General features: G+C 77.8%; 22 protein-coding genes. 13 read left to right on the top strand and 9 right to left on the bottom strand.

All coding sequences use genetic code 11. The features are described 5' to 3' along the window. Positions 1-76: 76 nt before the first annotated feature. Together WDV86_RS07240 and WDV86_RS07235 are read right to left on the bottom strand one after the other, a co-directional pair. Positions 77-2,605, bottom strand: coding sequence for a DNA gyrase/topoisomerase IV subunit A (locus WDV86_RS07240; RefSeq protein WP_339566938.1), 2,529 nt, complete (start codon positions 2,603-2,605; stop codon positions 77-79). 84 nt (positions 2,606-2,689) lie between these two features. After that, positions 2,690-3,364 carry a nitroreductase family protein gene (locus tag WDV86_RS07235; protein ID WP_339566937.1) on the bottom strand — a complete coding sequence of 225 codons (675 nt, stop codon included), beginning with the start codon at positions 3,362-3,364 and terminating at the stop codon, positions 2,690-2,692. A 199-nt stretch (positions 3,365-3,563) separates the two neighbouring features. Here WDV86_RS07235 and WDV86_RS07230 point away from each other — a divergent pair, with 199 nt between their 5' ends. Next, a complete protein-coding gene (locus tag WDV86_RS07230) occupies positions 3,564-6,299 on the top strand; it encodes a bifunctional acetate--CoA ligase family protein/GNAT family N-acetyltransferase (RefSeq protein WP_339566936.1) in 2,736 nt (911 codons plus the stop codon). Positions 6,300-6,302: 3 nt separating this feature from the next. Here the strand turns inward: WDV86_RS07230 and WDV86_RS07225 are convergent, their stop codons facing one another. Continuing rightward, the gene (locus WDV86_RS07225; protein WP_339566935.1) at positions 6,303-7,322 is read right to left on the bottom strand and encodes an FkbM family methyltransferase; all 1,020 of its coding nucleotides are present in this window, start codon (positions 7,320-7,322) and stop codon (positions 6,303-6,305) included. Positions 7,323-7,438: 116 nt separating this feature from the next. Here WDV86_RS07225 and WDV86_RS07220 point away from each other — a divergent pair, with 116 nt between their 5' ends. The 3 genes from WDV86_RS07220 (at position 7,439) to WDV86_RS07210 (ending at position 10,014) form a co-directional block, all read left to right on the top strand. After that, on the top strand, positions 7,439-8,098 hold the full coding sequence (locus WDV86_RS07220; protein ID WP_339566934.1) for a DUF5998 family protein: 660 nt from the start codon (positions 7,439-7,441) through the stop codon (positions 8,096-8,098). A gap of 27 nt (positions 8,099-8,125) precedes the next feature. After that, complete coding sequence (locus WDV86_RS07215; protein WP_339566933.1) at positions 8,126-9,265, top strand: alkaline phosphatase family protein; 1,140 nt, start codon at positions 8,126-8,128, stop codon at positions 9,263-9,265. An 80-nt stretch (positions 9,266-9,345) separates the two neighbouring features. Beyond that, on the top strand, positions 9,346-10,014 hold the full coding sequence (locus WDV86_RS07210; protein WP_339566932.1) for a thymidine kinase: 669 nt from the start codon (positions 9,346-9,348) through the stop codon (positions 10,012-10,014). Between the two features lie 96 nt (positions 10,015-10,110). Here the strand turns inward: WDV86_RS07210 and sepH are convergent, their stop codons facing one another. Then, positions 10,111-11,526 (bottom strand): septation protein SepH, encoded by a 1,416-nt coding sequence (gene sepH / locus WDV86_RS07205; RefSeq protein WP_339566931.1) that lies wholly within the window; start codon positions 11,524-11,526, stop codon positions 10,111-10,113. Positions 11,527-11,730: 204 nt separating this feature from the next. Here sepH and WDV86_RS07200 point away from each other — a divergent pair, with 204 nt between their 5' ends. Continuing rightward, positions 11,731-12,906: a ferrochelatase gene (locus WDV86_RS07200; RefSeq protein ID WP_445262980.1), complete on the top strand. Its 1,176-nt coding sequence runs from the start codon at positions 11,731-11,733 to the stop codon at positions 12,904-12,906. Further along, a complete protein-coding gene (locus WDV86_RS07195) occupies positions 12,903-13,784 on the top strand; it encodes an inositol monophosphatase family protein (RefSeq protein WP_339566929.1) in 882 nt (293 codons plus the stop codon). The genes WDV86_RS07200 and WDV86_RS07195 overlap by 4 nt, the downstream gene beginning before the upstream one ends. A gap of 59 nt (positions 13,785-13,843) precedes the next feature. Here the strand turns inward: WDV86_RS07195 and WDV86_RS07190 are convergent, their stop codons facing one another. Next, on the bottom strand, positions 13,844-14,056 hold the full coding sequence (locus tag WDV86_RS07190) for a hypothetical protein (protein ID WP_339566928.1): 213 nt from the start codon (positions 14,054-14,056) through the stop codon (positions 13,844-13,846). 595 nt (positions 14,057-14,651) lie between these two features. On the opposite strand from WDV86_RS07190, the gene WDV86_RS07185 reads away from it, so the two are divergent. Continuing rightward, a complete protein-coding gene (locus WDV86_RS07185) occupies positions 14,652-14,954 on the top strand; it encodes a DUF4193 domain-containing protein (RefSeq protein ID WP_339566927.1) in 303 nt (100 codons plus the stop codon). 65 nt (positions 14,955-15,019) lie between these two features. Here WDV86_RS07185 and WDV86_RS07180 read toward each other — a convergent pair whose 3' ends face one another. Next, a complete protein-coding gene (locus tag WDV86_RS07180) occupies positions 15,020-15,571 on the bottom strand; it encodes a DUF3093 domain-containing protein (protein WP_339566926.1) in 552 nt (183 codons plus the stop codon). 55 nt (positions 15,572-15,626) lie between these two features. Between WDV86_RS07180 and dut the strand changes: the two genes are divergently transcribed. From dut to WDV86_RS07160, 4 genes are all read left to right on the top strand, one after another. Then, the gene (gene dut, locus WDV86_RS07175) at positions 15,627-16,211 is read left to right on the top strand and encodes a dUTP diphosphatase (protein ID WP_339566925.1); all 585 of its coding nucleotides are present in this window, start codon (positions 15,627-15,629) and stop codon (positions 16,209-16,211) included. Beyond that, the gene (locus tag WDV86_RS07170) at positions 16,208-17,128 is read left to right on the top strand and encodes a DUF3710 domain-containing protein (protein WP_339566924.1); all 921 of its coding nucleotides are present in this window, start codon (positions 16,208-16,210) and stop codon (positions 17,126-17,128) included. Before dut ends, WDV86_RS07170 begins: the two co-directional genes overlap by 4 nt. Before the next feature lie 153 nt (positions 17,129-17,281). Next, the gene (locus WDV86_RS07165; protein WP_339566923.1) at positions 17,282-17,734 is read left to right on the top strand and encodes an OB-fold nucleic acid binding domain-containing protein; all 453 of its coding nucleotides are present in this window, start codon (positions 17,282-17,284) and stop codon (positions 17,732-17,734) included. After that, positions 17,731-18,555: a DUF3159 domain-containing protein gene (locus tag WDV86_RS07160; protein ID WP_339566922.1), complete on the top strand. Its 825-nt coding sequence runs from the start codon at positions 17,731-17,733 to the stop codon at positions 18,553-18,555. The genes WDV86_RS07165 and WDV86_RS07160 overlap by 4 nt, the downstream gene beginning before the upstream one ends. A 53-nt stretch (positions 18,556-18,608) precedes the next feature. Here the strand turns inward: WDV86_RS07160 and WDV86_RS07155 are convergent, their stop codons facing one another. Together WDV86_RS07155 and WDV86_RS07150 are read right to left on the bottom strand one after the other, a co-directional pair. Beyond that, a complete protein-coding gene (locus WDV86_RS07155) occupies positions 18,609-19,313 on the bottom strand; it encodes a potassium channel family protein (protein WP_339566921.1) in 705 nt (234 codons plus the stop codon). A 110-nt stretch (positions 19,314-19,423) separates the two neighbouring features. Beyond that, positions 19,424-20,086: a potassium channel family protein gene (locus tag WDV86_RS07150; protein ID WP_339566920.1), complete on the bottom strand. Its 663-nt coding sequence runs from the start codon at positions 20,084-20,086 to the stop codon at positions 19,424-19,426. A 95-nt stretch (positions 20,087-20,181) separates the two neighbouring features. On the opposite strand from WDV86_RS07150, the gene WDV86_RS07145 reads away from it, so the two are divergent. Together WDV86_RS07145 and WDV86_RS07140 are read left to right on the top strand one after the other, a co-directional pair. Continuing rightward, positions 20,182-22,239 carry an APC family permease gene (locus WDV86_RS07145; protein WP_339566919.1) on the top strand — a complete coding sequence of 686 codons (2,058 nt, stop codon included), beginning with the start codon at positions 20,182-20,184 and terminating at the stop codon, positions 22,237-22,239. Beyond that, positions 22,236-23,609 carry a class I SAM-dependent RNA methyltransferase gene (locus tag WDV86_RS07140; RefSeq protein ID WP_339566918.1) on the top strand — a complete coding sequence of 458 codons (1,374 nt, stop codon included), beginning with the start codon at positions 22,236-22,238 and terminating at the stop codon, positions 23,607-23,609. Before WDV86_RS07145 ends, WDV86_RS07140 begins: the two co-directional genes overlap by 4 nt. Positions 23,610-23,669: 60 nt before the next feature. Here WDV86_RS07140 and WDV86_RS07135 read toward each other — a convergent pair whose 3' ends face one another. After that, positions 23,670-24,485, bottom strand: a complete 816-nt coding sequence (locus WDV86_RS07135; RefSeq protein WP_339566917.1) for a maleylpyruvate isomerase family mycothiol-dependent enzyme — start codon at positions 24,483-24,485, stop codon at positions 23,670-23,672. Positions 24,486-24,658 lie beyond the last annotated feature (173 nt).

The raw sequence follows: 24,658 nt of genomic DNA, 5'->3' as shown, positions 1-24,658 counted from the left end.
CGTGTGGTCGTGGCGGTCACCCGGTCAGGTGACCGCGGGCGGCCTCGGCTGGCGACGGCAGAGCCGGCCGGGACCCTCAGCCGGTACGGCCGCCCAGGCCGACGACCGGCTGGGCCAGCGGTGTCCCGGAGCCGTCCCGGCGTCCTGGCTCCTCGGGCAGCGGCACCGCGGCGCCCGACGCGGCACCGGCCACGACCGGCCCCGGTCCGACGTGCGCCAGCAGGAGCGCGTCCTCACCGCGGAGGAGACGGTGGCAGCGCACCCCGCCGGTGCCGCGGCCCTTCGCCGGGTACTCGGTGAAGGGCGTCACCTTGGCCGTGCCCGCCTGCGTCCCCGGCAGGGCGCCGGCCGCTCCCGCCACCGTGACGACGACGGCGTCCTCCTCGGACCCCGTGGCCACGGCCCCGAGCGCCAGGACGCTCGCCCCGGCCGAGAGCCGGATCCCGGCCATCCCGCCCGCCGAGCGCCCCTGGGGCCGCACCGCGGAGGCGGCGAAGCGCAGCAGCTGCGCGTCGCTCGTCACGAGCACGAGGTCACGCGCGTCGTCGGGCAGGTCCAGCGCCGCGACGACCTCGTCGCCGTCCCTCAGCCCGATGACGTCGAAGTCCTCCCGCCCCGGCGCCTCTCCCGGCGCCAGCCGCTTGACCACGCCGCCCGCCGTCGCGAGCGCCAGGCCCCCCGCGCCGCCCTCGCCGGAGGTCGGCACGTCCAGGCGCGCGAGCCCGACGACCCGCTCGCCGCGGGCGAGGGAGGGCAGCAGGTCGAGCACGGGCACGCCCCCGGCCAGCGAGGGTGCCGCGCTGGTCGGCGGCAGCGCGGGGACGTCGACGACGGGCACCCGCAGCACCCGCCCGCCGCTCGTCACGGCGCCGACCTGCGCGCGGGCGCTCGTGGGCACCGCGGAGGCCAGGACGTCGTGGGCGGCCCGGTCGGCGCCCGGCAGCCCCGCGGGCACGGGCGCCGGGGGCGTGCCCTCGCCGCCGCCGCCGCTCGTCCGTGCGAGCAGCCCGGTCGCCGACAGCAGCAGCCAGCACGGCGCGTCCGGCACCTCCAGCGGCGCGGCGGGCCCCCGGCCCCGCGCGCCGCGGGCGGTGGGCGCGGCGGTGCCCGAGGCCTCCAGCAGCACCGTGCGCCGCGGGGTGCCGTGCTCGCGGGCCACCTCGGCGAGCTCGTCGGAGACGAGCGTCCGCAGCCGCGTCTCGTCGCCGAGGACCGCCTCCAGCTCGGCGATGGTCGCCTGCAGCTCGTCCCGCCGGGCGGTCAGCTCGATGGTCGAGAAGCGCGTGAGACGGCGCAGCTGCAGCTCGAGGATGTGGTCGGCCTGCGCCTCGCTCAGGTCGAAGACGCTCCTGAGGCGCTCGCGCGCCGCGGCGGTGTCGTCGCTGGAGCGGATGACGGCGATGACCTCGTCGATGTCGGCGACCGCCACGAGCAGGCCCTCGACCAGGTGCAGCCGCTCGGCCGCCCGGGCCAGCCGGTAGGCGCTGCGCCGGCGGACGACGTCGAGCCGGTGGTCGACGTAGACCTCCAGCAGCCTGCGCAGCCCGAGGGTCTGCGGCTGCCCGCCGACGAGGCAGACGTTGTTGATGCCGAAGGTCTCCTCCATCGGCGTGAGCCGGTAGAGCTGCTCCAGCACCGCCTCGGGGTCGAAGCCGGACTTGACCTCGACCACGAGGCGCAGGCCGCTGCTGCTGTCGCTGAGGTCCTGGACGTCGGAGACCCCCTGCAGCCGCTTGGACTTCACGGCGTCGCCGATCTTCTCGATCACCCGCTCGGGCCCGACCCCGTAGGGCAGCTCGGTGACGACGAGGCCGCGGCGGCGCGGCGTCACCTGCTCGACGCGCGTCGTGGCACGGGTCCGGAAGGTGCCCCGGCCGCTCGCGTACGCCTCGCGGACGCCCTCGAGCCCGACGACGCGCCCGCCGGAGGGCAGGTCGGGGCCGGGGACGAAGCCCAGCAGGTCCTCCAGCGTCGCGTCCGGGTGGTCGATCAGGTGACGTGCGGCGGCGACGACCTCGACGAGGTTGTGCGGGGGCATGTTCGTCGCCATCCCGACGGCGATGCCGCTGGCGCCGTTGACGAGCAGGTTCGGCAGCGCCGAGGGCAGCACGGCCGGCTGCTGCAGGGAGCCGTCGAAGTTGTCGACGAGGTCGACGACGTCCTCGTCGAGGCCGGCCACCATCGGCGTCGCCGAGCTCGCCAGCCGCGCCTCGGTGTACCGGTGGGCGGCCGGGCCGCTGTCGAGCGAGCCGAAGTTGCCGTGCCCGTCGACGAGCGGCAGGCGCAGGCTGAAGTCCTGCGCCAGCCGCGCGAGCGCCTCGTAGATGGCCGAGTCCCCGTGCGGGTGCCACTTGCCCATGACCTCGCCGATGATCCGGCTGCACTTGACGTGCGGGCGGTCCGGGCGCAGCCCCAGCTGGGACATCGCCAGCAGGATCCGCCGCTGCACGGGCTTGAGCCCGTCGCGGGCGTCGGGCAGGGCCCGGGAGTAGATGACCGAGTAGGCGTACTCCAGGAAGCTGCCCTGCATCTCGGCCGCGACGTCGATGTCGACGACGCGGCCCTCGCCGGGCGGCGGGGCGGGCGGGGCAGGTCGGCGGGCCATGCCGCCATCCTCGCGGACGCCCCCGACGGCAGGGCGCAGGTCAGCGCCAGGCGGTCAGGCCGGCAGGTCGGCGGCGGGCCGGTGCTACGCCAGCGGCCGCCCGAAGCAGCCGAGGTGCGCGACGTCGTCGAGCGGACGGCGCCGGGAGGGGCGCCGCGGCGCGGCGCCCGCCGGGAGGCCCGGCTCGCCGTCGCCGACGTCACCGAGCTCGTCGTCCGGGTGGCCGGCCGGCGTGCCGAGCGCCACGACCATGACCGGCGTCCGGTCGGCCGGGACGCCGAAGGCCGTCCGGACCGCATCGACGCGCGCGGTCGGGACGGCGAAGGGGCAGGCGCCCAGCCCGTGGTGCTCGGCCGCCAGCAGCAGCAGCGCCACGGCCATGCCGACGTCGACGTGCCAGTAGGGGACGGGCCAGCGCGCGTCGAGCCCCGCCGGGGCGTGGCTCCCAGAGGCCTTGTCGGGCAGCGCGTACCGCTCGCGGTAGGCCGCCTCGCGGCTCCAGGCGAGCACCAGGGCGGGCGCTGTCCGCATCCCGCGCAGCCACCGGTCGGCCGGTCGCGAGGGGTCGGCGGTCGCCGCCCAGTAGCGCCCGACGTCCTCGCCGTCGAGCACGAGGAAGTCCCATCCCTGGCTGGCTCCCGCGCTGGGCGCCCGCGTCGCGAGGTCGACGAGCTCGCGCAGCACCGCCCGCGGCACGGGCGCGCCGGCGTCGAAGGACCGGCGCACGCGGCGCCGGCGCACCAGCTCGGGCAGCTCCACCGGACCCCCTCGGCAGCTCGGAGACCGTCCCGCGACGGCCCATGACGGACTTCATGGCCCTTCTCCCGCGACACGCCGGGAGAGGGCGGAGGAAGGCTACGAAGTCCCGGGGACCACGGCGCCCCGCAGGTGCTCACGAGGGCGTCCGGGACCTCGGGACCCGACGTCGCGAGCGGGGCCCACGGCTACGCTCCGTGCCGTGGAGGCGGCGCAGGAGGGGCCCGTGCCGGCGGCCGCCCCGGCCTACCCCCGCCACTGGGAGGCCGACGTCCTCCTGCGCGACGGGACGACGGCGCACCTGCGGCCCATCAGCCCCGGCGACGCCGACGCGCTGCAGCGCTTCCACGTCGCCCAGTCCGCCGAGTCGACCTACCTGCGCTTCTTCTCGGTGATGCCGCGCCTGTCCGAGCGCGACCTCGAGCGGTTCACGCACGTCGACCACGCCGACCGGGTCGCGCTCATCGCCACGAGCGGCGAGGACATCATCGGCATCGGGCGCTACGACCGGCTGGACCCCGACGAGCACGGCGGCGTCCCCGGCCGGGCCGGCGGCGGCACGGCCGAGGTCGCCTTCAACGTCGCCGACGCCCACCAGGGCCGCGGCCTCGGGTCGGTGCTGCTGGAGCACCTCGCGGCGGCCGCCCGCGAGCGCGGCGTCCACCGCTTCACCGCCGAGGTGCTCCCGCAGAACCGGCGGATGACGAGCGTCTTCGCCGAGGCCGGCTACGAGGTCACCCACGCCTACGACGACGGCGTCGTCACCCTCGGCTTCGACATCGACCCGACCGAGCGCTCCCTGGCCGTGACCGCCGCGCGCGAGCACCGCGCCGAGGCCAGCAGCCTGCGGGCGCTGCTGACCCCGCGCTCGGTCGCGGTCGTCGGCGCCAGCCGCCGCCCCGGCTCGGTCGGCGGCGTGCTGCTGGCCGACCTGCTCCGCGGGGGCTTCACCGGCCGGCTGCACGCCGTGCACCCGGAGGCGCCCGAGGTCGAGGGCGTGCTCGCCTCGGCGAGCCTGCAGGACCTGCCCGAGCCGGTGGACCTCGTCGTCGTCGCCGTGCCGGCCGGCTCGGTGCTCGCCGTCGTCCGGGACGCCGCGAGGGTCGACGCGCGCGGCGTCGTCGTCGTCTCCAGCGGCTTCGCCGAGACGGGGCCGGCGGGGCTGGAGCGCCAGCGGGCGCTGGTGCGCCTGGCCCGCGAGGGCGGCATGCGCGTCGTCGGGCCCAACTCCTTCGGGCTGCTGAGCACCGACCCGCAGGTGCGCCTCAACGCCTCCCTCGCCCCGGACCTGCCGCCCGCGGGCGGGCTCGGGCTCTTCAGCCAGTCCGGGGCCCTCGCCGTCGCCCTGCTGTCCTCCGCGGCCCGTCGCGGGCTCGGGGTCTCCAGCTTCGTCTCGGCCGGCAACCGCGCGGACGTCTCCGGCAACGACCTCATGCAGTTCTGGGAGGAGGACGAGCGCACGCGCGTCGTCGGCCTGTACCTGGAGAGCGTCGGCAACCCCCGCAAGTTCTCCCGCGTCGCCCGGCGGCTGGCGCGCAGCAAGCCCGTCGTCGTCGTGAAGTCCGGCGGCTCCGGCGGCGCCCCGCCCGGGCACGCCGTGCGCACCTCGCGGGCGCCGCAGGAGGCCTTCGACGCGATGCTGCGCCAGGCCGGGGTCATCCGCGTCGAGACCGTGCACCAGCTGTTCGACACCGCGCAGGTGCTGCTCACCCAGCCGCTGCCGGCCGGGGAGCGGGTCGCCGTCGTCGGCAACTCGGCGGCGCTGGGGGCGCTGGCGGCCAGCGCGCTGCGCAGCTGGGGGCTCGTCGTCGCGGGCGAGCCGCGCTCGGTGCACCCCGAGGCCACCGCGGCGCAGTGCCGCCAGGTGGTCGAGGAGGTCTTCGCGCGCGAGGACGTCGACGCCGTGCTCGCCTGCTTCGCCCCGCCGGTCGGTGGCGTCGACACCGACGTCGCGGGCGCGCTCGCGCAGGTGGCCGCGCGCTCGCGGCTGACGACGGTCGCCTGCTTCGTCGGCGTCCACGGCGCCGAGGAGGCCCTGACGGCACCGGGACCGGACGGCGGCCCGCGAGTCGTGCCCGCCTACCCGAGCCCCGAGGAGGCCGCGCGCGCCCTCGTCGCCGCCGTGCGCTACGCGCAGTGGCGCCAGCGTGACGCGGGCCCACGGGTCGACCCCGACGGCGTCGACGCCGCGGCGGCGCGGGCGCTCGTCGAGGACGCCCTCGCCCGGGTCCCCGCCGACGAGGACGGCCGGGTGGCCCTGGAGCTCGGCGCGGACGCCGCGGCGCGGCTGCTCGCCTGCTACGGCGTCCGCCTGGAGCCCTCGCGCGTCGTCGTGGACGCGGGCGCCGCGGCCGAGGCCGCCGAGGAGCTCGGCTACCCCGTGGCGCTGCGGTTCGCCGACCGTGCCCTGCGCCGCCGCCGCGACCTGGCGGGGATGCGGGGGGACATCGCGACGCCGGGCGAGCTGCAGCGGGACTGGGCCGCGCTCACGGCGCAGGAGGGCGCGGGCGGTGCGCCCGTCCTGGTGCAGGCGATGGCGCCGCCCGGGGTGCCCGTGACCGTCTCCAGCATGGAGGACGAGCTCTTCGGGCCGCTGGTCTCCTTCGGCCTGGCCGGCGACGCCTCCGAGCTGCTCGGCGACGTCGCCCACCGCATCCCGCCGCTGACGACCGGGGACGTCGCCGACCTGGTCCGGGGCGTGCGGGCCGCGCCGCGCCTGTTCGGCTACCGCGGCTCCCCGCGGCTCGACGTCGCCGCGCTGGAGGACCTGCTGGCCCGCGTCAGCGTCCTGGCCGACGACCTGCCCGAGGTGGCGCAGCTGTCGCTGACCCCCGTCGTCGTCTCCCCGCAGGGGCTGCGGGTGCTGCTGGCGCGCATCCGCCTGTCGCGGGTCGAGCGTCGCCGCACCGACACCGGCTCCCGGCGCGTCCTGCGCTGAGCCTCAGCCGCCCAGCGGCACCACCGGCAGGCCCAGCGCGGCCAGCTCGCCGCCGGCCCGCGGGGTCAGCAGCCAGTCGCGGTGGCGGGCGTCGGCGTGCGGGCGGGCGTGCTCGACGAGGGCGTCGTCGGTGACGAGGTAGGCGCGCAGGCCGAGGCCCTGCAGCGCCCGCTCGACGCCCGGGACGTCGGCGGCCGGCAGCAGCTCCAGGAGCAGGTCAGGCCGGGTGGCCTCCAGGAAGCGCCGGCCCGAGCCGAGCACCTCGACCTCGGCGCCCTCGACGTCGACCTTGACGAGGGCCGGGCCGAGGCCCTCGCGCACGGGCCCGCCGCCGCCGTCGGGCGCGGCGCCCCCGCCCGTCAGCAGCGCGTCGAGCGAGCGGGTCGGCACGAGGACGCCGTCGGCCGCCTCGCTCTCGACGGAGAGGAAGTCCGGCAGCGCCGAGCCGCCGCGCCCCGACGGCACCCGCAGGGTGCCGCCGTCGCGGCCCACGCCGGCCAGGTGCACCTCGACGCGGGGCAGCAGGTCGTTGGCGAGGAGGTTGTCGAGCAGCGCGACGGCGTTGGCGGGCACGAGCTCGACGGCCACCACCCGCGCGGACGGCGCCGCCAGCGCCCCGAGGAGCGAGAAGACGCCCGTGTAGGCGCCGACGTCGACGACCGTGCGGGCCGAGGGCGCCAGCGCCGCGAAGGCCTCCAGCGCGAGGTGGTCGGCCCCCGCGGGGCGCCGGCCACCGCCCCAGTAGAGCTCCTTGGCCACGACGCAGCGGGAGGGGTCGAGCATCGTGAACTCCTGGCCGCCGACGCGGGCCGTGACCCGGCGGACCGTCAGCGGCACCGGCAGGCGGGCCGCGGCCACGGCGCCCGAGCGGCGCGCGAGCACGGCGTGCGCGGCGGGGGAGACCCCCGGCAGCGAGACGGCGCGCTTGACGTGCCGCTTGGCGCCCCACCACGACTGGCGGCGGCGGCGGGCCTCGCCCGCACGAGGTGCACCGGCCGGGCTGTCCACGTCCGCGGGGGCCATCGCGCGACGGTATCGCCGCGGGAGCGCGCCGCGACCCGGCAGGGGCGGGCAGGCGGCAGAACGCGGCTCTCGCGCGGTGCGGGGCCGTCGTCGGGCCCCGGTGGCACGATGCCCCCGTGCCGTCCTCGCGACCCCATCGCCCCTCCCGTCCCGCCGCCCACCGCGCCCCGGCGCCGGGGGACGCCCTGCCCGCGCCGCTGCGGCGCGCCGTCGACCACGCGGGGTACTACCCCGACCTCGTCGCCGACGTCGTCGCGGTCGCGCTGGGCGGGGAGGAGGTCACCGAGCACCTCGTCCACCAGGAGACGACCTTCGACGGCGAGGAGGTGCGCCGGCACGTCACCGTCGTCGTGCTGACGCCGAGCCGTCTCGTCGTCGCGCACGCCGACGACGGCACCGACCTCGTCGAGGGCCCCGCCGCCGCCGCGCCGCGCTCGCACGCGGCCGCCGCCACCACCGAGGCGGTGCCGCTGGCGCAGGTGCGCTCGGTGCTGCTCTCGCACGTCGTGCAGCGCCCCGACCGCTACCGCGGGGGCGACCCGTCCGCGGAGCTCACGGTCACCATCGGCTGGGGCTCGGTCCAGCGCCTGGACCTCGAGCCGGCCAGCTGCGCCGACCCGCAGTGCGAGGCCGACCACGGCTACAGCGGCTCCCTGGCCGGCGACGACGTCGTGCTGCGGGTCAGCGCGGCGGCCGACGGGGCCGACGCCGTCGCCCGGGCGCTGCGCTTCGCCGCGGCGCTGTCGGCGGCCACGGGCGGTCGGGCCCGCGCGTGAGCGCTCCGGGCCCGGTGTGAGCCGCCGGTGACGCCGGGGGAGGGGCCGGGCGCCACGCTGTCCGACGTCCTGCCCGCCGCGGCCGCGGCGCTGGGCGCCCCGCAGCGGCCCGTCGACCTCGCCCTGCCGGGCGCCGCCCGCGTCGTGGTCCTGCTCGTCGACGGTCTGGGCGAGCGTCAGCTGGCGGCGGCCGGGCGCGACGCCGCCTTCCTCGGCGAGCTGCGCGCCGACGGGCAGGTGCTCACGGTCGGGCACCCCTCGACGACGGCGACGTCGATGGCCTCCTTCGGCACGGGGCTGCTCCCCGGCGCGCACGGCCTGGTGGGGTACGAGGTCATGGACCCCGCGCGCGGGGTCCTGCTCAACGAGCTGTCCTGGGACCCGGCCGTGGACCCGCGCGCCTGGCAGCCGGCGCCGACGGTCTTCGAGCACCTCGTGGCCGCGGGGGTGGCGTGCGTGCACGTGGGGCCCCACCAGTTCGCCGGCTCAGGTCTCACCGAGGCGGCGCTGCGGGGGGCGCGCTACGTCGCGGCGAGGAGCCTGGCCGACCGGGTCGACGCGACTGCCGCGGCGGTCCGGCGGGCGCCGCGCTCGCTCGTCTACCTCTACTGGGGCGAGCTGGACAAGGCCGGCCACGAGCACGGCTGGCGCAGCGAGGCGTGGCGCCGCGAGCTCGGTGACGTCGACCTCGCCGTGCGCGAGCTGGGGCGCCGGCTGCCGCCCGACACGCTCCTGCTCGTCACCTCCGACCACGGCATGGTCGACGTGCCGCTGGCCCGCCCGGACCTCGCCGACCCGGCCGAGGCCGTGGGCGACGGCCTGGCGGTGGGCGTGCCCGTCTCGGGTGGGGAGGCCCGGGCGCCGATGCTCTACTGCGCGCCCGGGCAGGCCGAGGCCGTCGCCGCGCGGTGGCGGGAGCGGCTGGGGCCCGGCGCGCTGGTGCTGCTGCGCGACGACGCGGTCGCGGCGGGCTGGTTCGGGCCGGTGGCCCCCCACGTCCTGCCCCGTCTGGGCGACGTCGTCGTCGCCTGCCCGCCGGGCGTCGGCGTCCACGACTCGCGCACCCAGCGCCGGCAGCTCACGCGGCTGGTCGGGCTGCACGGCGGACGGTCCCCGGAGGAGACCGAGGTGCCGCTGCTCGTCGTCGCCGGCGCCCGGACGGGATGAGGGGCCGAGCGTCTGAGGGACTGAGGGGCTGAGGGGCTGAGGGGCTGAGGGGCGCAGCGGCTCGGGCAGGATGGACGCCCGTGGCCGAGCTGGTGTTCTTCTCCGGGACCATGGACTGCGGCAAGTCGACGCTCGCGCTGCAGGTCGACCACAACCACGCCGCCCGCGGCAAGGGCGGGCTCGTGCTGACCCGCCAGGACCGCGCGGGGCAGGCCGTGGTCTCCAGCCGTCTCGGTCTGCGCCGCGAGGCCGTCGAGGTCGACGACGGCACCGACGTGTGGGCCGAGGTGACGGCGCGCCGCACGCGCGGGGAGCGCGTCGACTACCTCGTCTGCGACGAGGCGCAGTTCTACGCCCCGGAGCAGGTCGAGCAGCTCGCCCGCGTCGTCGACGACCTCGGCGTCGACGTGTTCGCCTTCGGCATCACCACGGACTTCCGCAGCCGGCTGTTCCCCGGCTCCCAGCGGCTGCTGGAGCTCGCCGACCGCGTGCAGGTGCTGCAGGTCGAGGCGCTGTGCTGGTGCGGCGCGCGGGCCACCCACAACGCCCGCACCGTCGGTGGCGTCATGGTGGTCGAGGGCGACCAGGTCGTCGTCGGGGACGTCGCGGCGCAGGCCGCCGACGGGGCGGGCGTCGGCGTCGACGACGTCGGCTACGAGGTGCTCTGCCGGCGACACCACCGGCGCCGCACGACCGCCGCCGCCGCGCACGCCGCCGCCCTGTCCCCGGACCTGCTGCCCTTCGGGTGAGCTGCTGCGGCGGCGGGTCGTCGCCCCGCGGTACCGGCCGTCTGCGCGGAGGGCCAGTTGCGGAGGGTCAGTCGCGGAGGCTCAGCCGCCGCGGGGTCAGTCCCGGCGCTGGCCGAAGACGATGTCGTCCCAGCTCGGCACCCCGGCGCGGGCGCCGCGCCGGGCGCCGTCCCGACGCCTGCCCGCAGCCTCGGCGCCGCCGTCCTCCTGCGCCCCGGCCTCGTGCGCGCCGTCGTCCTGCTCGTCGGCCCCGGCCTGCTCCGTCGCGGCCTCCGGCAGGGGGATCAGCTCCTCCTGGCCCGGCACGCCGGCGTCGTCGGCGCGGCTGGCGGCACGCCGTCGACGCCGGCGCCCGCGCTGCGGCTCCTCGAGGTCGCCCTCCCCGGGCTGCTCCTGCCCGGCGGCGGGTGGACGAGGCACCAGCACCTCGTCGTCGGTCGCGTCCTGCGGCCGTGAGGCCGGGGGGTGCGCGGCCGGCGGGTCCCCGGCCGCGTCCCACGGGCCGCCGCCGCCGCGCCCGTCCGCGTCGCCCCGGTGGTCCTCCCGGTGGTCGTCCGAGACCTCCACGCGGGCCGAGAGCGCCTCCAGCTCGGCCCAGGTGAGGGCCTCGACGGCCTCGTCGTCGGGGTCGGCGAGCGGCTGGCGCCGGCCCCGGCGCCCGCGCAGGGCCTCGAGCAGGTCCAGCGTGCGGCTGACCCGCTCGCGGCGGTCCTGCTCGGCGGCCTCGTCGCCCGTCCCCGTCTCCTCGGGTCCGTCCGCCCCGGCGTCGTCCCCCGTGGCGTCCGACGGGGTCGCGCCGGCCTGCGCCGCCCGGCGGGCGGCGAGGTCGACCGGGGGAGAGGCGCCAGCCCCGGGGCGCCGGGCCCGGCCGGCGTCGTCGACGTCGAAGACCTCCTCGCGGACGGCCGCCAGCCGCAGCGTCGCGTCGGCCGGCGGGGCGGCGGGGCCCGCGTCGACCGAGGAGAGCCAGCGGGCCTCGTCGTCGAGCGCCTCCAGGGAGGAGCGCTGCAGGTCCAGCGCCCACGTGGCCCGTCGCTCGCGCGCGCCCGCCGTGAAGACGGCCTCCACGAGCCACGCGCCGTCCTCGCGCCTCCAGGCGTCCCACCCCGGCTCGCCCTGGACGCCGCGCTCCCCCAGGCGCTCGCCCGCCAGGTCCTCCAGCGCCGGCGAGCGGCCGGACCCGTCGCGCCAGCGCACGGGCAGGGCGCGTGCGCGCGCGGCCACGTGGGCGCGCTCGGCGAGGACGGGCGCCTCGAAGCGCCGCACCCGCTCGACCGACGTGCCGGTGGCGCTCGCGATGGCGTCCGCGTCCTCGCCCGCCCGCAGCCGCGCCTGGATCTCGCGCGGCGTCAGCGGGGCCTGCTCGGTCACCCCGGCCGAGGTCGCCGTCGTCCGGCGGGCCGCGAGGCGCAGCGCGTCGTCGGCGGGCAGCCGGAACCGGGTGCCGTCGGCGCCCGCCAGCACGAGGTGCTCGCCGTCGTCGTGCACGCCGACGAGCCTCAGGTCCTGCATGGCGCTCCGCCCTCCGCGACGTCGTGGACCGGCTCGACGAGCCGGCGTCGCCTCGCAGGGTGCCACCTGGGCGCCCGGGCGGGGGTGAGGCGACGCCGCGGGCCTGCGACCCGCGCGCCTGCTCGGCGCGAGCCGACCAGGAGGCTGCGGCACGATGGTGGGGTGCCCGCTGCCGACGTGACCTCCGCCGCTGCTGCCCGCGACCTGCCAGGCGCCTCCTCCGGGGCGTCGCTGGAGCCCTACGACGCGGTCCTGCTCCTGTCCTTCGGCGGGCCGGAGCAGCCCGACGACGTCATGCCGTTCCTGCGCAACGTCACCGCCGGGCGGGGCATCCCCGACGAGCGGCTGGCGGACGTGGCCGAGCACTACCACCACTTCGGCGGCCGGAGCCCCATCAACGACCAGAACCGGGCGCTGCTCGCCGCGCTGCGCCGCGAGGTCGCCGGCCGCGGGCTCGACGTCCCGGTCGCCTGGGGCAACCGCAACTGGGCCCCCTACGTCACCGACGCCCTGCGCGACCTCCACACCGGCGGCGCCCGGCGCGTCCTCGTCGTCGCGACCAGCGCCTACGCCTCCTACTCCGGGTGCCGGCAGTACCGCGAGGACCTCGGCGGAGCGCTCCTGACGCTCGCGCAGGAGGGCCGCGACCTCGCCGTCGACAAGGTCCGCCACTACTTCGACGCGCCCGGCTTCGTCGCGGCCAACGCCGACGCGCTCGAGGCGGCGTGGCGCCGGCTGCCGCAGGACGTCGCCGAGCGGGCCGAGGTCGTCTTCGTCACCCACTCGATCCCGACGGCGATGGCCGAGAGCGCCGGGCCGGCGGGCGGGGCCTACGAGCGCCAGCACCAGGCCGTCGCCGACGCGGTGCTCGCCCGCGTGCGGACCCGCACCGGGGCGACGCTGCCCGCCGCGCTCGTCTACTGCTCGCGCAGCGGGCCGCCGAGCCAGCCGTGGACCGAGCCCGACGTCAACGACCACCTGGAGGAGCTGTCGGCCCGGGGCGTCCCGGCCGTCGTCGTCGCGCCGATCGGGTTCGTCAGCGACCACATGGAGGTCGTCTACGACCTCGACACCGAGGCGGCCGAGACCGCCGGGCGGCTCGGGCTGTCGATGGAGCGCGCCGGCACCGCGGGCGTCGCCCCCGCCTTCGTCGCGGCCCTCGTCGACCTCGTGGTCGAGCGCGCCGCGGTCGAGCGGGCCGCCGCGGGGCGGCAGGAGCCGCCGGAGCGTCCCTCCGAGGGCGCCGAGGGCCCCTCGCACGACGTCTGCCCCGTCGGGTGCTGCCCGAACCTGCGCGCCGGCAAGCCCGCGGCCTGCGGGCGGGACTGGCCGGGCCCCCGCGCGGTCCTCGCCGGCGCCGCCGCCGGCAGCGACGCGTGAGCACGCCCGCCCCCGGCGCCGGCTCGTCGCAGGCGGGGCCGCCCGGCGAGCACCACGACCTCGCCGAGCTGCTCGCGGTGGCCGAGCGGGCCGCGCGGGCCGCGGGCGAGCTGGTCTCGCGGGGACGTCCGGCCCGCCTGGAGGTGCTGCGCACGAAGTCGAGCACCACGGACGTCGTCACGGCGATGGACACGGCGTCGGAGGAGCTGCTCGTGCGCCTCCTGCGCGGAGCGCGCCCGGGCGACGGCGTCCTCGGCGAGGAGGGCGGCGCGAGCGCGGGGACGAGCGGGGTCACGTGGGTCGTCGACCCCATCGACGGCACCGTCAACTACCTGTACGGCCTGCCGACCTACGCGGTCAGCGTCGCCGCCGTCCTCGGCGACGAGGACGGCGCCGTCCGCCCCGAGACGTGGACCGCGCTGGTGGGCTGCGTCCACGAGCCGACGAGCGGCCGGACCTGGACGGCCGTCCGCGGCGGGGGGGCCTGGTTGGACGGGACCCCGCTGGCCGGCCCCGCCGACGTCGCGCTCGGCGAGGCCCTCGTCGGCACCGGCTTCGGCTACACGCCGCGCCGGCGCACCGCCCAGGCCCGCGTCCTGGCGGGGCTCGTGCCGCAGATCCGCGACGTCCGCCGGGGCGGCGTCGCCTCCCTCGACCTGTGCGCCGTCGGGACCGGGTGGCTGGACGCCTACTACGAGCGCGGCCTGCAGCCCTGGGACCACGCCGCCGGTGCCCTCGTGGCCGCCGAGGCCGGGGCGGTCGTCCGCGGGCTGTCGCCGCAGGACCGGGCGGGGGAGGCCTTCGCCCTGGCCGCCGCCCCGGGGCTGGCCGCCGAGCTCGGTGACCTGCTGGAGGGCCTCGACCCGCTGGCCGAGTGAGCTCGGACGCCCCGGCAGGCCGCCGGGCCGCCGCGGCGTCCGGCCCACCGTGGGAGGGGTCAGGCCCCGGCAGGCTGCCCCTCGGCGCGGACGGGCTCGTCGGCGTCGTCCACCGTGAGCCGCAGGTCGTGCTCCTGGGCCAGGCGGGCCAGGGACTCCAGCTCCCCGGTGTGCACGCCGACGAGGTAGTCGTCGCCCTCCGCGCGGGCGTGGTCGCGTGCGCTGCGGGCCTCCCGCATGCGCTCGGTGACGTTGCTGGCGAACTCGCTCATGGCACACCTCCGGTCGGTCGGTGCGGCCGGCCCGCAGGGCGCCGGGCCCTGCCCACGGCGTGACCGCGTGCCCTCCGATCGTAGGGCCGGCCCGCCGACCGGGAGACCTGCGAGCACCGTCCGGGACGACGACGACTCGCCGTCGCGGCGACGTCGCGCAGGTGACGGGCGCAGGTCCGGGCGGTGACGCGACCGACGTCCGCCAGCCGGAGCAGGCCCCGTGCGGGGCAGCCCGCCGTGGTGCCCGCCGGGGTGCCCGCCGTGGTGCCGGCTGCGACGTCTGCTGACCCGGCGTGCCCGGCCGTGACGTCTGGTGCACAATGCGCCGTCACCTCCCGCTGCCCCCGCCCCGGTGGCCGGCCGCGTGAGGCCGCGTGCCGGGGGCGCTCGCGTCTCCGGGCACCGGCGGGCGGCCTCCGACGGCGGGCATCCTCGCGGCCCCTCGCGCGTTGGAGGAGGGATGCCGGCGATGCTGGCCGGCACCCGTGGTCCGCCTCTGGGCGGGTCCCGCCCGGGGGCTCGCAGGCATCGACGGACGCAGACGCCAGCACCACGAGAAGCACCAGACGGACCAGAGACCAGAGACAAGGACGAGATGGCCACCGACTACGACGCGCCGCGCAAGACCGACGACGAGCTCAACGAGGACTCCATCGAGGAGCTCAAGGCACGACGCAACGAGCAGAGCTCGGGCCAGGTCGACGAGGACGAGACCGAGGCGGCCGAGGGCTTCGAGCTGCCTGGTGCGGACCTGTCCAACGAGGAGCTGTCGGTGCGGGTGCTGCCCCGCCAGGCCGACGAGTTCACGTGCTCCTCGTGCTTCCTCGTGCACCACCGCAGCCAGCTGTCGGACGAGTCGACGACGAGCCGTCTCATCTGCACCGAGTGCGCGGCCTGACGGCGCCGCGTCGCATGGCCCTGGCCCTGGCCCTGAGCGCCTGACCCAGGCCGGTCCGGGCGCCCTCAGGCCGAGGGTGGCGCCCCCGGGGCGGGGCCGGGTGCTGGTGGTCCCGGCGACGTCTCGGTCGGCCGGACCTCGGGCTGCAGCGCCCGGGCCAGCGCCTCGGGCCGGTGGGTCGAGACGAGCCAGTAGGGGGTCGGGTCGCCCGGGTCGGCCACCTCGACGCGCACGACGCCGTCCGCCCACCCCCGCATGAGGAGGAACGCCCGTGCGTCGAGGGCCGGCCCGCGCTGGCGGCGGGCGTCCTCGCCGTCGTACCCGCTGGCCGGGCCCAGCACCGAGCGCGGGACGCGGGCGCGCCCGGCCCTCAGCTCCCCGGCGGTGACGACGACGAGCGGGCTGGCGCGCACGAGCAGCAGGGCGACGAGCCCTCCGACGCCGAGCACCGCGGCGACGACCGCGGCCGTGCCGACCGGGGCCACCGCCAGGCCGGACAGCGCGGCCAGCGCGGGGACGGCGAGCCACGCCCCGGGCGAGGGCAGCACGCGCTCGCGGAAGAGCGCACCCCCGGCGGGCGCGTCCGGTGCCGCCGCGTGCTCTCTCGCCCGTCCCACCCCCCGAGGGTGCCACGGCAGACCGGGGGCGGACCTCTCGCTAGCCTCCTCCCCCGTGGAGGTCCCCGACGCGCCGGTGCTCGACCTCCCCCGGCAGGCGGAGGTCGTGGAGGTGCTGCTGCGGCGCCTCGACCCCGACCTGCCCGTGCCCACCTACGCCCGGGACGGGGACGCGGGAGCCGACCTGCGGGCCCGGCACGACGCCGACCTGCCGCCCGGCGGGCGCGCGACCGTCGCCACCGGTGTCGCCCTGGCCCTGCCCGAGGGGTTCGCGGCCTTCGTCCACCCCCGGTCCGGGCTCGCCGCCCGGCACGGCGTGACGACGCTGAACGGGCCTGGCACGGTGGACGCCGGGTACCGCGGCGAGGTCCTCGTGACGCTGGTCAACACCGACGCCCACGAGACCTTCTCGGTGCGCCGGGGGGACCGGGTCGCGCAGCTGGTGGTGCAGCGGGTGGCCCGCGCGGCCTTCGCGGTCGTCGCCGAGCTGCCGCGCTCGGCGCGGGGCGAGCGGGGGCACGGCTCGACCGGCGGGTGGGACGCGGCAGCAGGGACCAGGGCCGCCGGGACGTGTGCTCCCGGGACGAGGGCCGACGAGACGAGGGGGAGCGCGAGCTCCCGTGCGGAGGAGCAGCCGTGAGATGGCGCCGGAAGAAGGACGAGAGCGAGCCCGCCGGGCCCGAGGGCGAGCAGGGGCCTGCCGAGACCGCGGCGGAGGACCCGCGCGTCGTCGCGGAGCGGGCGGCGCGGGTCGCCGTCGAGGCCGAGGCCGAGCGGGTGCGGACGGCGGCGCTGGCCCGCGAGGCCGTGCGCCAGGAGCAGGGGCCCTTCGACGTCCGTGAGCTGTCCGACCAGGACGCCGCGCGGACCCGGGTGGACCTCGGCGCCCTGCGGCTGCCGGCCGTGCAGGGGCTGGAGCTGCGCCTGGAGATGGAGGAGAAGACCCAGCGCGTCATCGGCGCGGTCGTCGTCCTCGGCCCGTCGACGCTCCAGCTGCAGGCCTTCGCCGCCCCGCGGACCGAGGGCATCTGGGAAGAGGTCCGGGCGGAGATCCGCGGGCAGGTCAGCCGGCAGGGGGGTGCGGGCGAGGAGGTCGAGGGCGCCTTCGGGCCCGAGCTCCTCGCCCGGATGCCGGTGCGCACCGACGACGGGCGCACGGGGCACCGCGCCGTGCGCTTCGCCGGCGTCGACGGGCCGCGCTGGTTCGTGCGCGCCGTCTTCGGCGGCAAGGCGGCGGTGGACCAGGGCGCCTACGCCCAGCTGGCGACCCTGCTGCGGGGCGTCGTCGTCGACCGCGGCGACGAGGCCATGGCGCCGCGGGACATGCTGCCGCTGCGGCTGCCGCCCCAGGACCAGGCCCGGCCGGCGGGCAGCCCCGGTGGGCCGCCCGAGGCGGGAGACCACCCCGAGGCCGGCGCTGCGGCGCTGGGCCGGACGGGTGAGGGGTCGGCTGGTGACGAGCAGCCGGCCGACGGCTCCGCCGATACGCACGGCGAGGGCGACCTCGGGCCGCTGGACCCCTTCCACCGCGGTCCGGAGATCACCGAGACCCGCTGAGGCACAACGGCTCCGGCAGGCCCGAGGGTGGCGGGTCGCCGTCGCCGGCGGCGCCTAGGCTGGGAGGCCGCCCGCGCACGCCGACGGGTGGCCAGGTCCGCGGCGCCACCAGGCGCGCAGGCGGCCGAGGACGACCACGACGAGGAGGTAGCGGTGGGGGCCACGCGCCAGGAGCGCTTGCACGCGGTCGGGGTCGTCGCCGGCTCGGGAGGCCAGCCGGTCCGCCGCGGTCCTCTCGCCGGTCTCCGCTCGGCCGTGACGCGCTGGGGCAGCCGGGAGCAGCTGGAGGCAGCCGACGCCCAGTCGGACTCGGTCCTCGAGGGCGGGCGGCCGTGCGCGCTGCTCGGTGACCGCCACCGCGTGCTGGTCTGCGGGACGCTGCGCAGCGTCACCCTGCGCCCGCGCGCCGGCACGCCGGCCCTGGAGGCCGAGGTCTTCGACGGCTCCGGCACCTTGTCGGTCATCTGGCTCGGGCGCCGCGGCATCGCGGGCGTGGAGGCCGGCCGGCGGATCAAGGTCGAGGGCCTCGTCAGCGTCGTCGACCGCCACGCCGTGATGTACAACCCCCGCTACGAGCTGCTCCCCCTGGCCCCGGCGTCGGCGTGAGCGGGACGCAGCCCGGGGCCTCCGGCGACGGCCGGCCGCACGGCGAGGAGAGCACCGTAGACGCGTCCACCGAGGTCGAGCGGCGGGCCGCCCCGGCCTCGCGGGCCGCGGGCCGCTCCGGGCTGGCGGCGGCGCTCGGCGACGACTTCTCGGTCAAGGAGGCGATCGGCGGGCCCCGCGGCGTCGCCGAGGTCGCCCTGCCCACCGTCGTCTTCCTCGTCGTCCTCACGCTCGTCGAGGACCTGCGGACGGCGGTCTACGCCTCTCTCGGCACGGCGGCCCTCTTCGTCCTCGTCCGGCTGGTCGCCCGCAGCTCGCCGAGCCAGGCGCTCTCGGGCTTCCTCGGGGTCGCGATCTGCGCCTTCGTCGCCTCCCGCACGGGTGAGGCGCGGGACTTCTTCGCCTTCGGCATCCTGGTCAACACCAGCTACACGCTGGTGTACGTCCTGTCGACCCTGCGGACCCCGGCGGTCAGCGTGCCGCTCGGGCGCGGCCGCCGGCTGCGCCTGCCGGAGGGCCCGTGGCCGGTCCTCGGGCTGGCGCTGGGGCTGCTGACCGACGAGCGCCTCGCGTGGAAGCAGGACCCGCGACGGCTGCGTGTCTACGTCCAGGTGACGTGGATCTGGGTGGCCGTCTTCGTCCTTCGGCTGCTCGTCCAGGTGCCCCTGTACCTCGCCGACGAGGTGGCTGCGCTGGGAACCGCCCGTCTCGTCATGGGCTTCCCGATGTTCGGCCTGGCCGCCTACCTCACGTGGGTGCTCGTGCGGCGCGTCCCGCGGGCCGTCCGCCCCGACGAGGCCCCGGCGGGGGCGCCGGGCTAGCCCAGACGACCAGCCCGGACGACCAGCCCAGACGACCGGCCCTGACGAACGGCTCAGACGACCTCGGCGCCCTGCGTCGCGGCCCCGACGTCCTGCTGCCAGCGCTCGGGCGCGAGCATCTCGCGCAGCTCCTGCTGGTCCCCGTCCCCCGCGAGCAGCAGCAGCTCGTCGCCGGCCTCGAGCGCGTCGTCGTCGCCCGGGGCGAGGGGTCGCCCCTCGCGGACGAGCCCGACGAGCACCGTCTCGGGCGGCCACGTGACGTCCCCGACGGCGCGGCCGGCCAGCGGCGAGGCGTCGGGGAGGGTGTAGCCCAGCATCGTCGCGCCGCCGCGGAAGGAGAAGACCTCGACCACGTCGCCCACCGCGACGGCCTCCTCCACCAGCGCCGTCATGAGCCGCGGCGTGGACACCATGACGTCGACGCCCCAGGCCTCGTCGAACATCCACTCGTTCTTCGGGTTGTTGACCCGGGCGACGGTGCGGGGGACGCCGAACTCGGTCTTCGCGAGCAGGGAGACCACGAGGTTCGCCTTGTCGTCGCCCGTCGCGGCGACGACGACGTCGGTGCTCTCCAGGCCCGCCCCGCCGAGCGAGGTGATCTCGCAGGCGTCGGCGAGCAGCCACCGCGCCCCGGGCACCGAGGCGCGCCCGACGTTCTCGGGGTTGCTGTCCACCAGCAGGACGTCGTGGCCGCCGGCCAGCAGCTCGCGGGCGATCGAGCGGCCGACGCTGCCGGCGCCGGCGATGAGCACGCGCACGGGCGCTCCTTCGGGTCGGGCGGGGGTGAGGGGGCTGGTCCACCAGGGTCAGGGTGACGGCGCCGGGGTCGCCGGCGACGGTCTGGGAGGCTGCACGGAGGTCGGGCGCGTCAGTCGGGCTCGGGGCCGGCGTCGAGCACCTTCTCGACGCGACCGGCCAGCTCGTCGGGCACGAGCAGGTGCAGCAGGTCGCCCTCCTGGTGCACCGTCCCGGGCCGGGGCAGCTGGGCCGTGCCGAGCCGGGTGAGGAAGGCCACGCGCGTGCCGGTCGCCGTCTCCAGGGCGCTGAGGCGGTGGCCGACCCAGGTGTCCGGCACCGAGACCTGGGCCAGGTGCACCGCGCCGCTCGCGTCGGTGTAGTCGGGGACGACGCCGCGGGGCAGCAGGCGGCGCACCATCTGGTCGGCCGTCCACTTGACCGTGGCGACGGTCGGGATCCCGAGCCGCTCGTACACCTCGGCGCGGGCGGAGTCGTAGATGCGCGCGGCGACGTGCTCGACGCCGAAGACCTCCCGGGCCACCCGTGCGGCGAGGATGTTGGAGTTGTCCCCGCTGCTGACGGCGGCGAAGGCGTAGGCCTCGCCGACACCGGCCTCGGTGAGGACGTCGCGGTCGAAGCCGACGCCCGTCACGGTGCGCCCGCCGAAGCCCGCCCCGAGCCGGCGGAAGGACAGCTCGCTCTTGTCGACGACGGCGACGGAGTGGCCGTTGCGCTCCAGCTCGAGGGCGAGGGTCGAGCCGACGCGGCCGCAGCCCATGACGACGAAGTGCACGCCGCGACGCTACTCCGGGCCGGTCGCCCGCCCCAGCGGGACGGACCTCGTGGCGCGTGCGGGGGCACCCGCCCGCGGTCCCTACCATCGGCGCCGTGAGCATCGCGGACGGCGCCCGACGTCTCCTCGTGGGCAGACCCTTCCGCAGCGACCGGCTCGGGCACACCCTGCTGCCGAAGCGGGTAGCCCTGCCGGTCTTCGCCTCCGACGCGCTGTCCTCGGTGGCCTACGCCCCGGACGAGATCTTCCTGACCCTGGCCATCGCGGGCATCAGCTCCTACGTCATCTCCCCCTGGGTCGGCGTCGCCGTCGTCGTCGTCATGACGGTCGTCATCGCCTCCTACCGCCAGAACGTGCACGCCTACCCCTCCGGCGGCGGCGACTACGAGGTCGCGACCGTCAACCTCGGGCGCCGGCCCGGGCTCGTCGTGGCGAGCGCGCTGCTCGTGGACTACGTGCTCACGGTCGCCGTCTCGATCTCCTCCGGCGTGCAGTACGCGGCTTCGGCGCTGCCCTTCCTCGTGGGCCACGAGACGACCCTGGCGGTGGTGCTCGTGCTGCTGCTCATGACCATCAACCTGCGCGGGGTGCGGGAGTCGGGCACCGCCTTCGCGGTCCCCACCTACGTCTTCATGGCCTCCGTGGTCGGCATGTGCGTCTGGGGCTTCGTCCGCGTCGCGACGGGCGACGTCCCGCAGGTCGAGAGCGCCGAGCTGGAGCTCGTCGCCGAGCCGGGCTTCGAGGAGGGGCTCGTCGGCGTCGCCGGCGCCTTCCTGGTGCTGCGGGCCTTCTCCTCCGGGTGCGCGGCGCTCACCGGGGTCGAGGCCATCAGCAACGGCGTCCCGGCCTTCCGCAAGCCCAAGAGCGCCAACGCGGCGGCGACGCTGGCGCTGCTGGGGCTCGTCGCGGTCGTCATGCTCATGGGTGTCGTCACCCTCGCCAACGTCACGGGCCTGCGCTTCGCGGAGCTGCCCGCCACGCAGCTGCTGCGCGACGGCGTCCCGGTGGGGGAGACCTACCAGCAGGACCCCGTCATCGGGCAGCTGGCGCGCGCCGTCTTCGACGGCGTCCCCGTCGCCTTCTTCGTCGTGACGGCGGCCACGGGCCTCATCCTCGTGCTGGCCGCCAACACGGCCTTCAACGGCTTCCCCGTGCTCGGGTCGATCCTCGCCCGGGACGGGTGGCTGCCCCGCCAGCTGCACACGCGCGGGGACCGGCTGGCCTTCAGCAACGGCATCATCCTGCTCGCGGGCGCGGCGATCGTGCTCGTCGTCGCCTTCGACGCCCAGGTCACGAGCCTGATCCAGCTCTACATCGTGGGCGTCTTCATCTCCTTCACCCTCAGCCAGCTCGGCATGGTGAAGCACTGGAACCGGCACCTGCGCACCGAGGCCGACCCCCGGGCCCGCCGCCGGATGCGGCGCTCGCGGGTCATCAACAGCGTCGGGCTCGGCCTGACGGGCGTCGTCCTCGTCATCGTCCTCGTCACGAAGTTCACGCGCGGCGCCTGGATCGCCCTGCTGGCCATGGCGGTCCTCTTCCTCCTCATGCGCTCCATCCACCTGCACTACCAGCGGGTGGCCGACGAGCTGGAGCTCGCCGAGGGCAGCGACACCCCGCGCGTGCTGCCCAGCCGAGTGCACGCGCTCGTCCTGGTCTCCAAGCTGCACCTGCCGACGCTGCGGGCGCTCGCCTACGCCAAGGCCTCCCGGCCCTCGGTCCTGGAGGCCGTCACCGTCAACGTCGACCCCGAGGAGACCCGCACCCTCCAGCGGGCCTGGGAGGAGCGCGGGCTCCCGGTGCGGCTGCGGGCGCTGGACTCGCCCTACCGGGAGATCACGCGGCCCGTCGTCGACCACGTGCGCGAGCTCAAGCGCGAGCACCCGCGCGACCTCGTCGTCGTCTACGTGCCCGAGTACGTCGTCGGGCACTGGTGGGAGCAGCTGCTGCACAACCAGAGCGCGCTGCGCCTGAAGTCCCGGCTGCACTTCATCAAGGGCGTCGTCGTCGCGAGCGTCCCGTGGCAGCTGGCCTCCTCCGAGGGCGCCGAGGAGCGGGCCGACGCGCCGGCGCCGGGTGACGTGCGCCGGGGCGCGGTCGGCCCGGCGCCGGAGGTCTCCCAGCCGACGTCGCCGCCGCAGGCCCCGCGGTGAGCGAGCAGGCGGTGCTGCTGGAGCTGGAGGTCGGGGCCGTCGCGCACGGCGGGCACTGCGTGGCCCGGCACGAGGGCCGGGTCGTCTTCGTGCGGCACGCGCTGCCGGGGGAGCGGGTGCGGGCCCGCGTCACGGAGGCGGGCGAGGGCGCCTCGTTCTGGCGCGCCGACGCCGTCGAGGTGCTGGAGCCCTCGCCCGACCGGGTCGAGCCCGCGTGCCCCGTGGCCGGGCCCGGCCGGTGCGGTGGCTGCGACTGGCAGCACGCGCACCTGCCGGCCCAGCGGGCCCTCAAGACGGCGGTGCTGCGCGAGCAGCTGGCGCGCCTGGCCGGGCTGGAGGTCGACGCCGTCGTCGAGGAGGTTCCCGTGCCGGCGTCGGCGGGCACCTCGGCGGAGGACGCCGCGCGCGGGCTCGGCTGGCGCACGCGCGTGGGCTACGCCGTCGACGGCGACGGGCGGCTCGGCTTCCGCGCGCACCGCGAGCACCGGGTCGTCCCCGTCGAGCGCTGCCCCCTCGCGACGCCCGGCGTCGTCGACCTGGGGCTGCCCGAGCACCGCTGGAAGGGGTGGCGAGCCGTCGAGGCCGTCGTGCCGGCCGGGGACGGCGGGCGGCTCGTCGTCGCCGAGGGGCGCTCCGGTGCGGGGCGCGGGCCCTCGCTGCCGGCCCTGGCGACCGAGGTCGCGACGGCGACGACGGCGCCGACCGGCCCACGCCGCCCGCCCGCCCCCGTGCGGCAGGTCCGCGGGCGGACCTGGGTGCGGGAGACGGTCGGCGGCCGCTCCTTCCGCGTCACCGGCGGGGGCTTCTGGCAGGTCCACCCCGGCGCGGCGCAGACGCTCTCGTCGGCCGTGCTCGAGGCGGCGCGACCGCGGGGGGGCGAGGTCGTGCTCGACCTGTACAGCGGCGCGGGCCTGCTCACCGCGGCGCTCGCCGAGGCCGTGGGGGAGGGCGGCCGCGTCGTCGCCGTCGAGGGCGACGCCCGGGCCGTCGCCGACGCCCGCCGCAACCTGCACGACCTGCCGCAGGTGAGGCTCGTCCAGGCTGACGTGCGGGTGGCGCTGGCCGGTGCCGTCGGCGGCGGGGGGCAGGCGGGACGTGCCGGCGAGGTGCCGGCGACGGCGGACGTCGTCGTCTTGGACCCGCCGCGCACGGGCGCCCGGGCCGCCGTCGTCGCGGCCGTGGCCGCCCGCGCGCCGCGCGCCGTCGTCCACGTGGCGTGCGACCCGGCCGCGCTGGCCCGCGACGTCGCCCTCTTCGCCGAGCACGGCTACGCGCTGGCGTCGCTGCGCGCCTTCGACCTCTTCCCCAGCACCCACCACCTCGAGGCCGTCGCCCTGCTGGCGCCCGCCGCCCCTGCCCGCGACGCCTGAGCCCGTCCGGCGAGGGAGGGTGCGGCGGGTCACGGGGCGAGGGACCAGGGGGCGACGGCTTCAGGGAGTCAGGGGCAGCGCGAGCAGCGCGTCGACGGTGGCGCGAGCGCCGCTCGCCCTCGCGCCGGCGGCCTCGGCGGCCGGCAGGTCGAGGCGGCGCCACAGGAGCAGCGCGAGGACGTCGGCCGGACCGGCCAGCTCGGCCACGGGCTCGTCGTGCCCGACCGGCCCCTGCGCGACCGGCCCCTGCGCGACCGGCCCCTGCTCGACCGGCCCGAGCGCCCAGGTCCGCGACGGCGTCACGAGCCGGACGACGTCGGCCGGGGCGCTGGCCCGGCCGAGGCGGACCTGGCGGGGCCACATCGTCGAGACGACCTCGTCGACCGCGTCGACGGCGACCTCCTCGCTCGTCGACCACGCCGGCCAGGCGCCCACGGCACGAGCGAGGTCGTGGCGGTGGACCAGCACCTCGTGCAGCTGGCGCCGCACCCACCACGCCCGGGTCCCACGACCGACGAGGGTCGGGCAGGGCGCCGCCTCGTCGACGAGGGCGGCGCGCAGCTCCCCGGCGGCGTCCCGGTACTCCTCGACCCCTGACCCGCGGGCCGAGGCGGCCGCCTCGAAGGGCGCGTCGTCCGGCAGCCCGGCCGCGCCGGAGCTTGCCGCGGCCGCGGCCCACCGGTGCACGGCGACGACGTGGCGCACCAGGTCCGCCACGCGCCACGCACCGCACGCCGTCACGGGTGCGGAGGGGTCGGCGCCAGCCACCAGGGCCGCGAAGGCGGACGTCTCCACGGCGAGGGCGTCGGCGCGTCGCAGGCGGACGGGCGCTCCCGAGGGGGCGAGGGGCGGCGGGGGCACCTGAGGGCTCGTCACGTGGCCATGGTGGGGCCGCCCGGTCGCCGCCGGCGTCGTCCGCAGGAGACGGGCGAGGAGGCCGCCGGCGGCGCGTGGCGCCCGCGGCGACGAGGCTCGCCGTACGCCGAGCCCCGCGGCGCGCCCCGTGGGACGGTGGAGCATCAGCACTGGTATCTTGACGTCAAGATACT

Origin of the sequence: Pseudokineococcus sp. 1T1Z-3 (assembly GCF_037482365.1) — a bacterium.
Lineage (GTDB): Bacteria > Actinomycetota > Actinomycetes > Actinomycetales > Quadrisphaeraceae > Pseudokineococcus.
The sequence above is the reverse complement of the archived record's forward strand: the minus strand, read 5'-3'. Positions and strand labels throughout refer to the sequence as shown.

Bases quoted from the DNA above. Each gene is read 5' to 3' on its own strand.
- WDV86_RS07190 (WP_339566928.1), bottom strand. From the start codon at position 14,056: ATGAGCGAGTTCGCCAGCAACGTCACCGAGCGCATGCGGGAGGCCCGC.
- sepH (WP_339566931.1), bottom strand. From the start codon at position 11,526: ATGCAGGACCTGAGGCTCGTCGGCGTGCACGACGACGGCGAGCACCTC.
- WDV86_RS07240 (WP_339566938.1), bottom strand. From the start codon at position 2,605: ATGGCCCGCCGACCTGCCCCGCCCGCCCCGCCGCCCGGCGAGGGCCGC.
- WDV86_RS07225 (WP_339566935.1), bottom strand. From the start codon at position 7,322: ATGGCCCCCGCGGACGTGGACAGCCCGGCCGGTGCACCTCGTGCGGGC.
- WDV86_RS07185 (WP_339566927.1), top strand. From the start codon at position 14,652: ATGGCCACCGACTACGACGCGCCGCGCAAGACCGACGACGAGCTCAAC.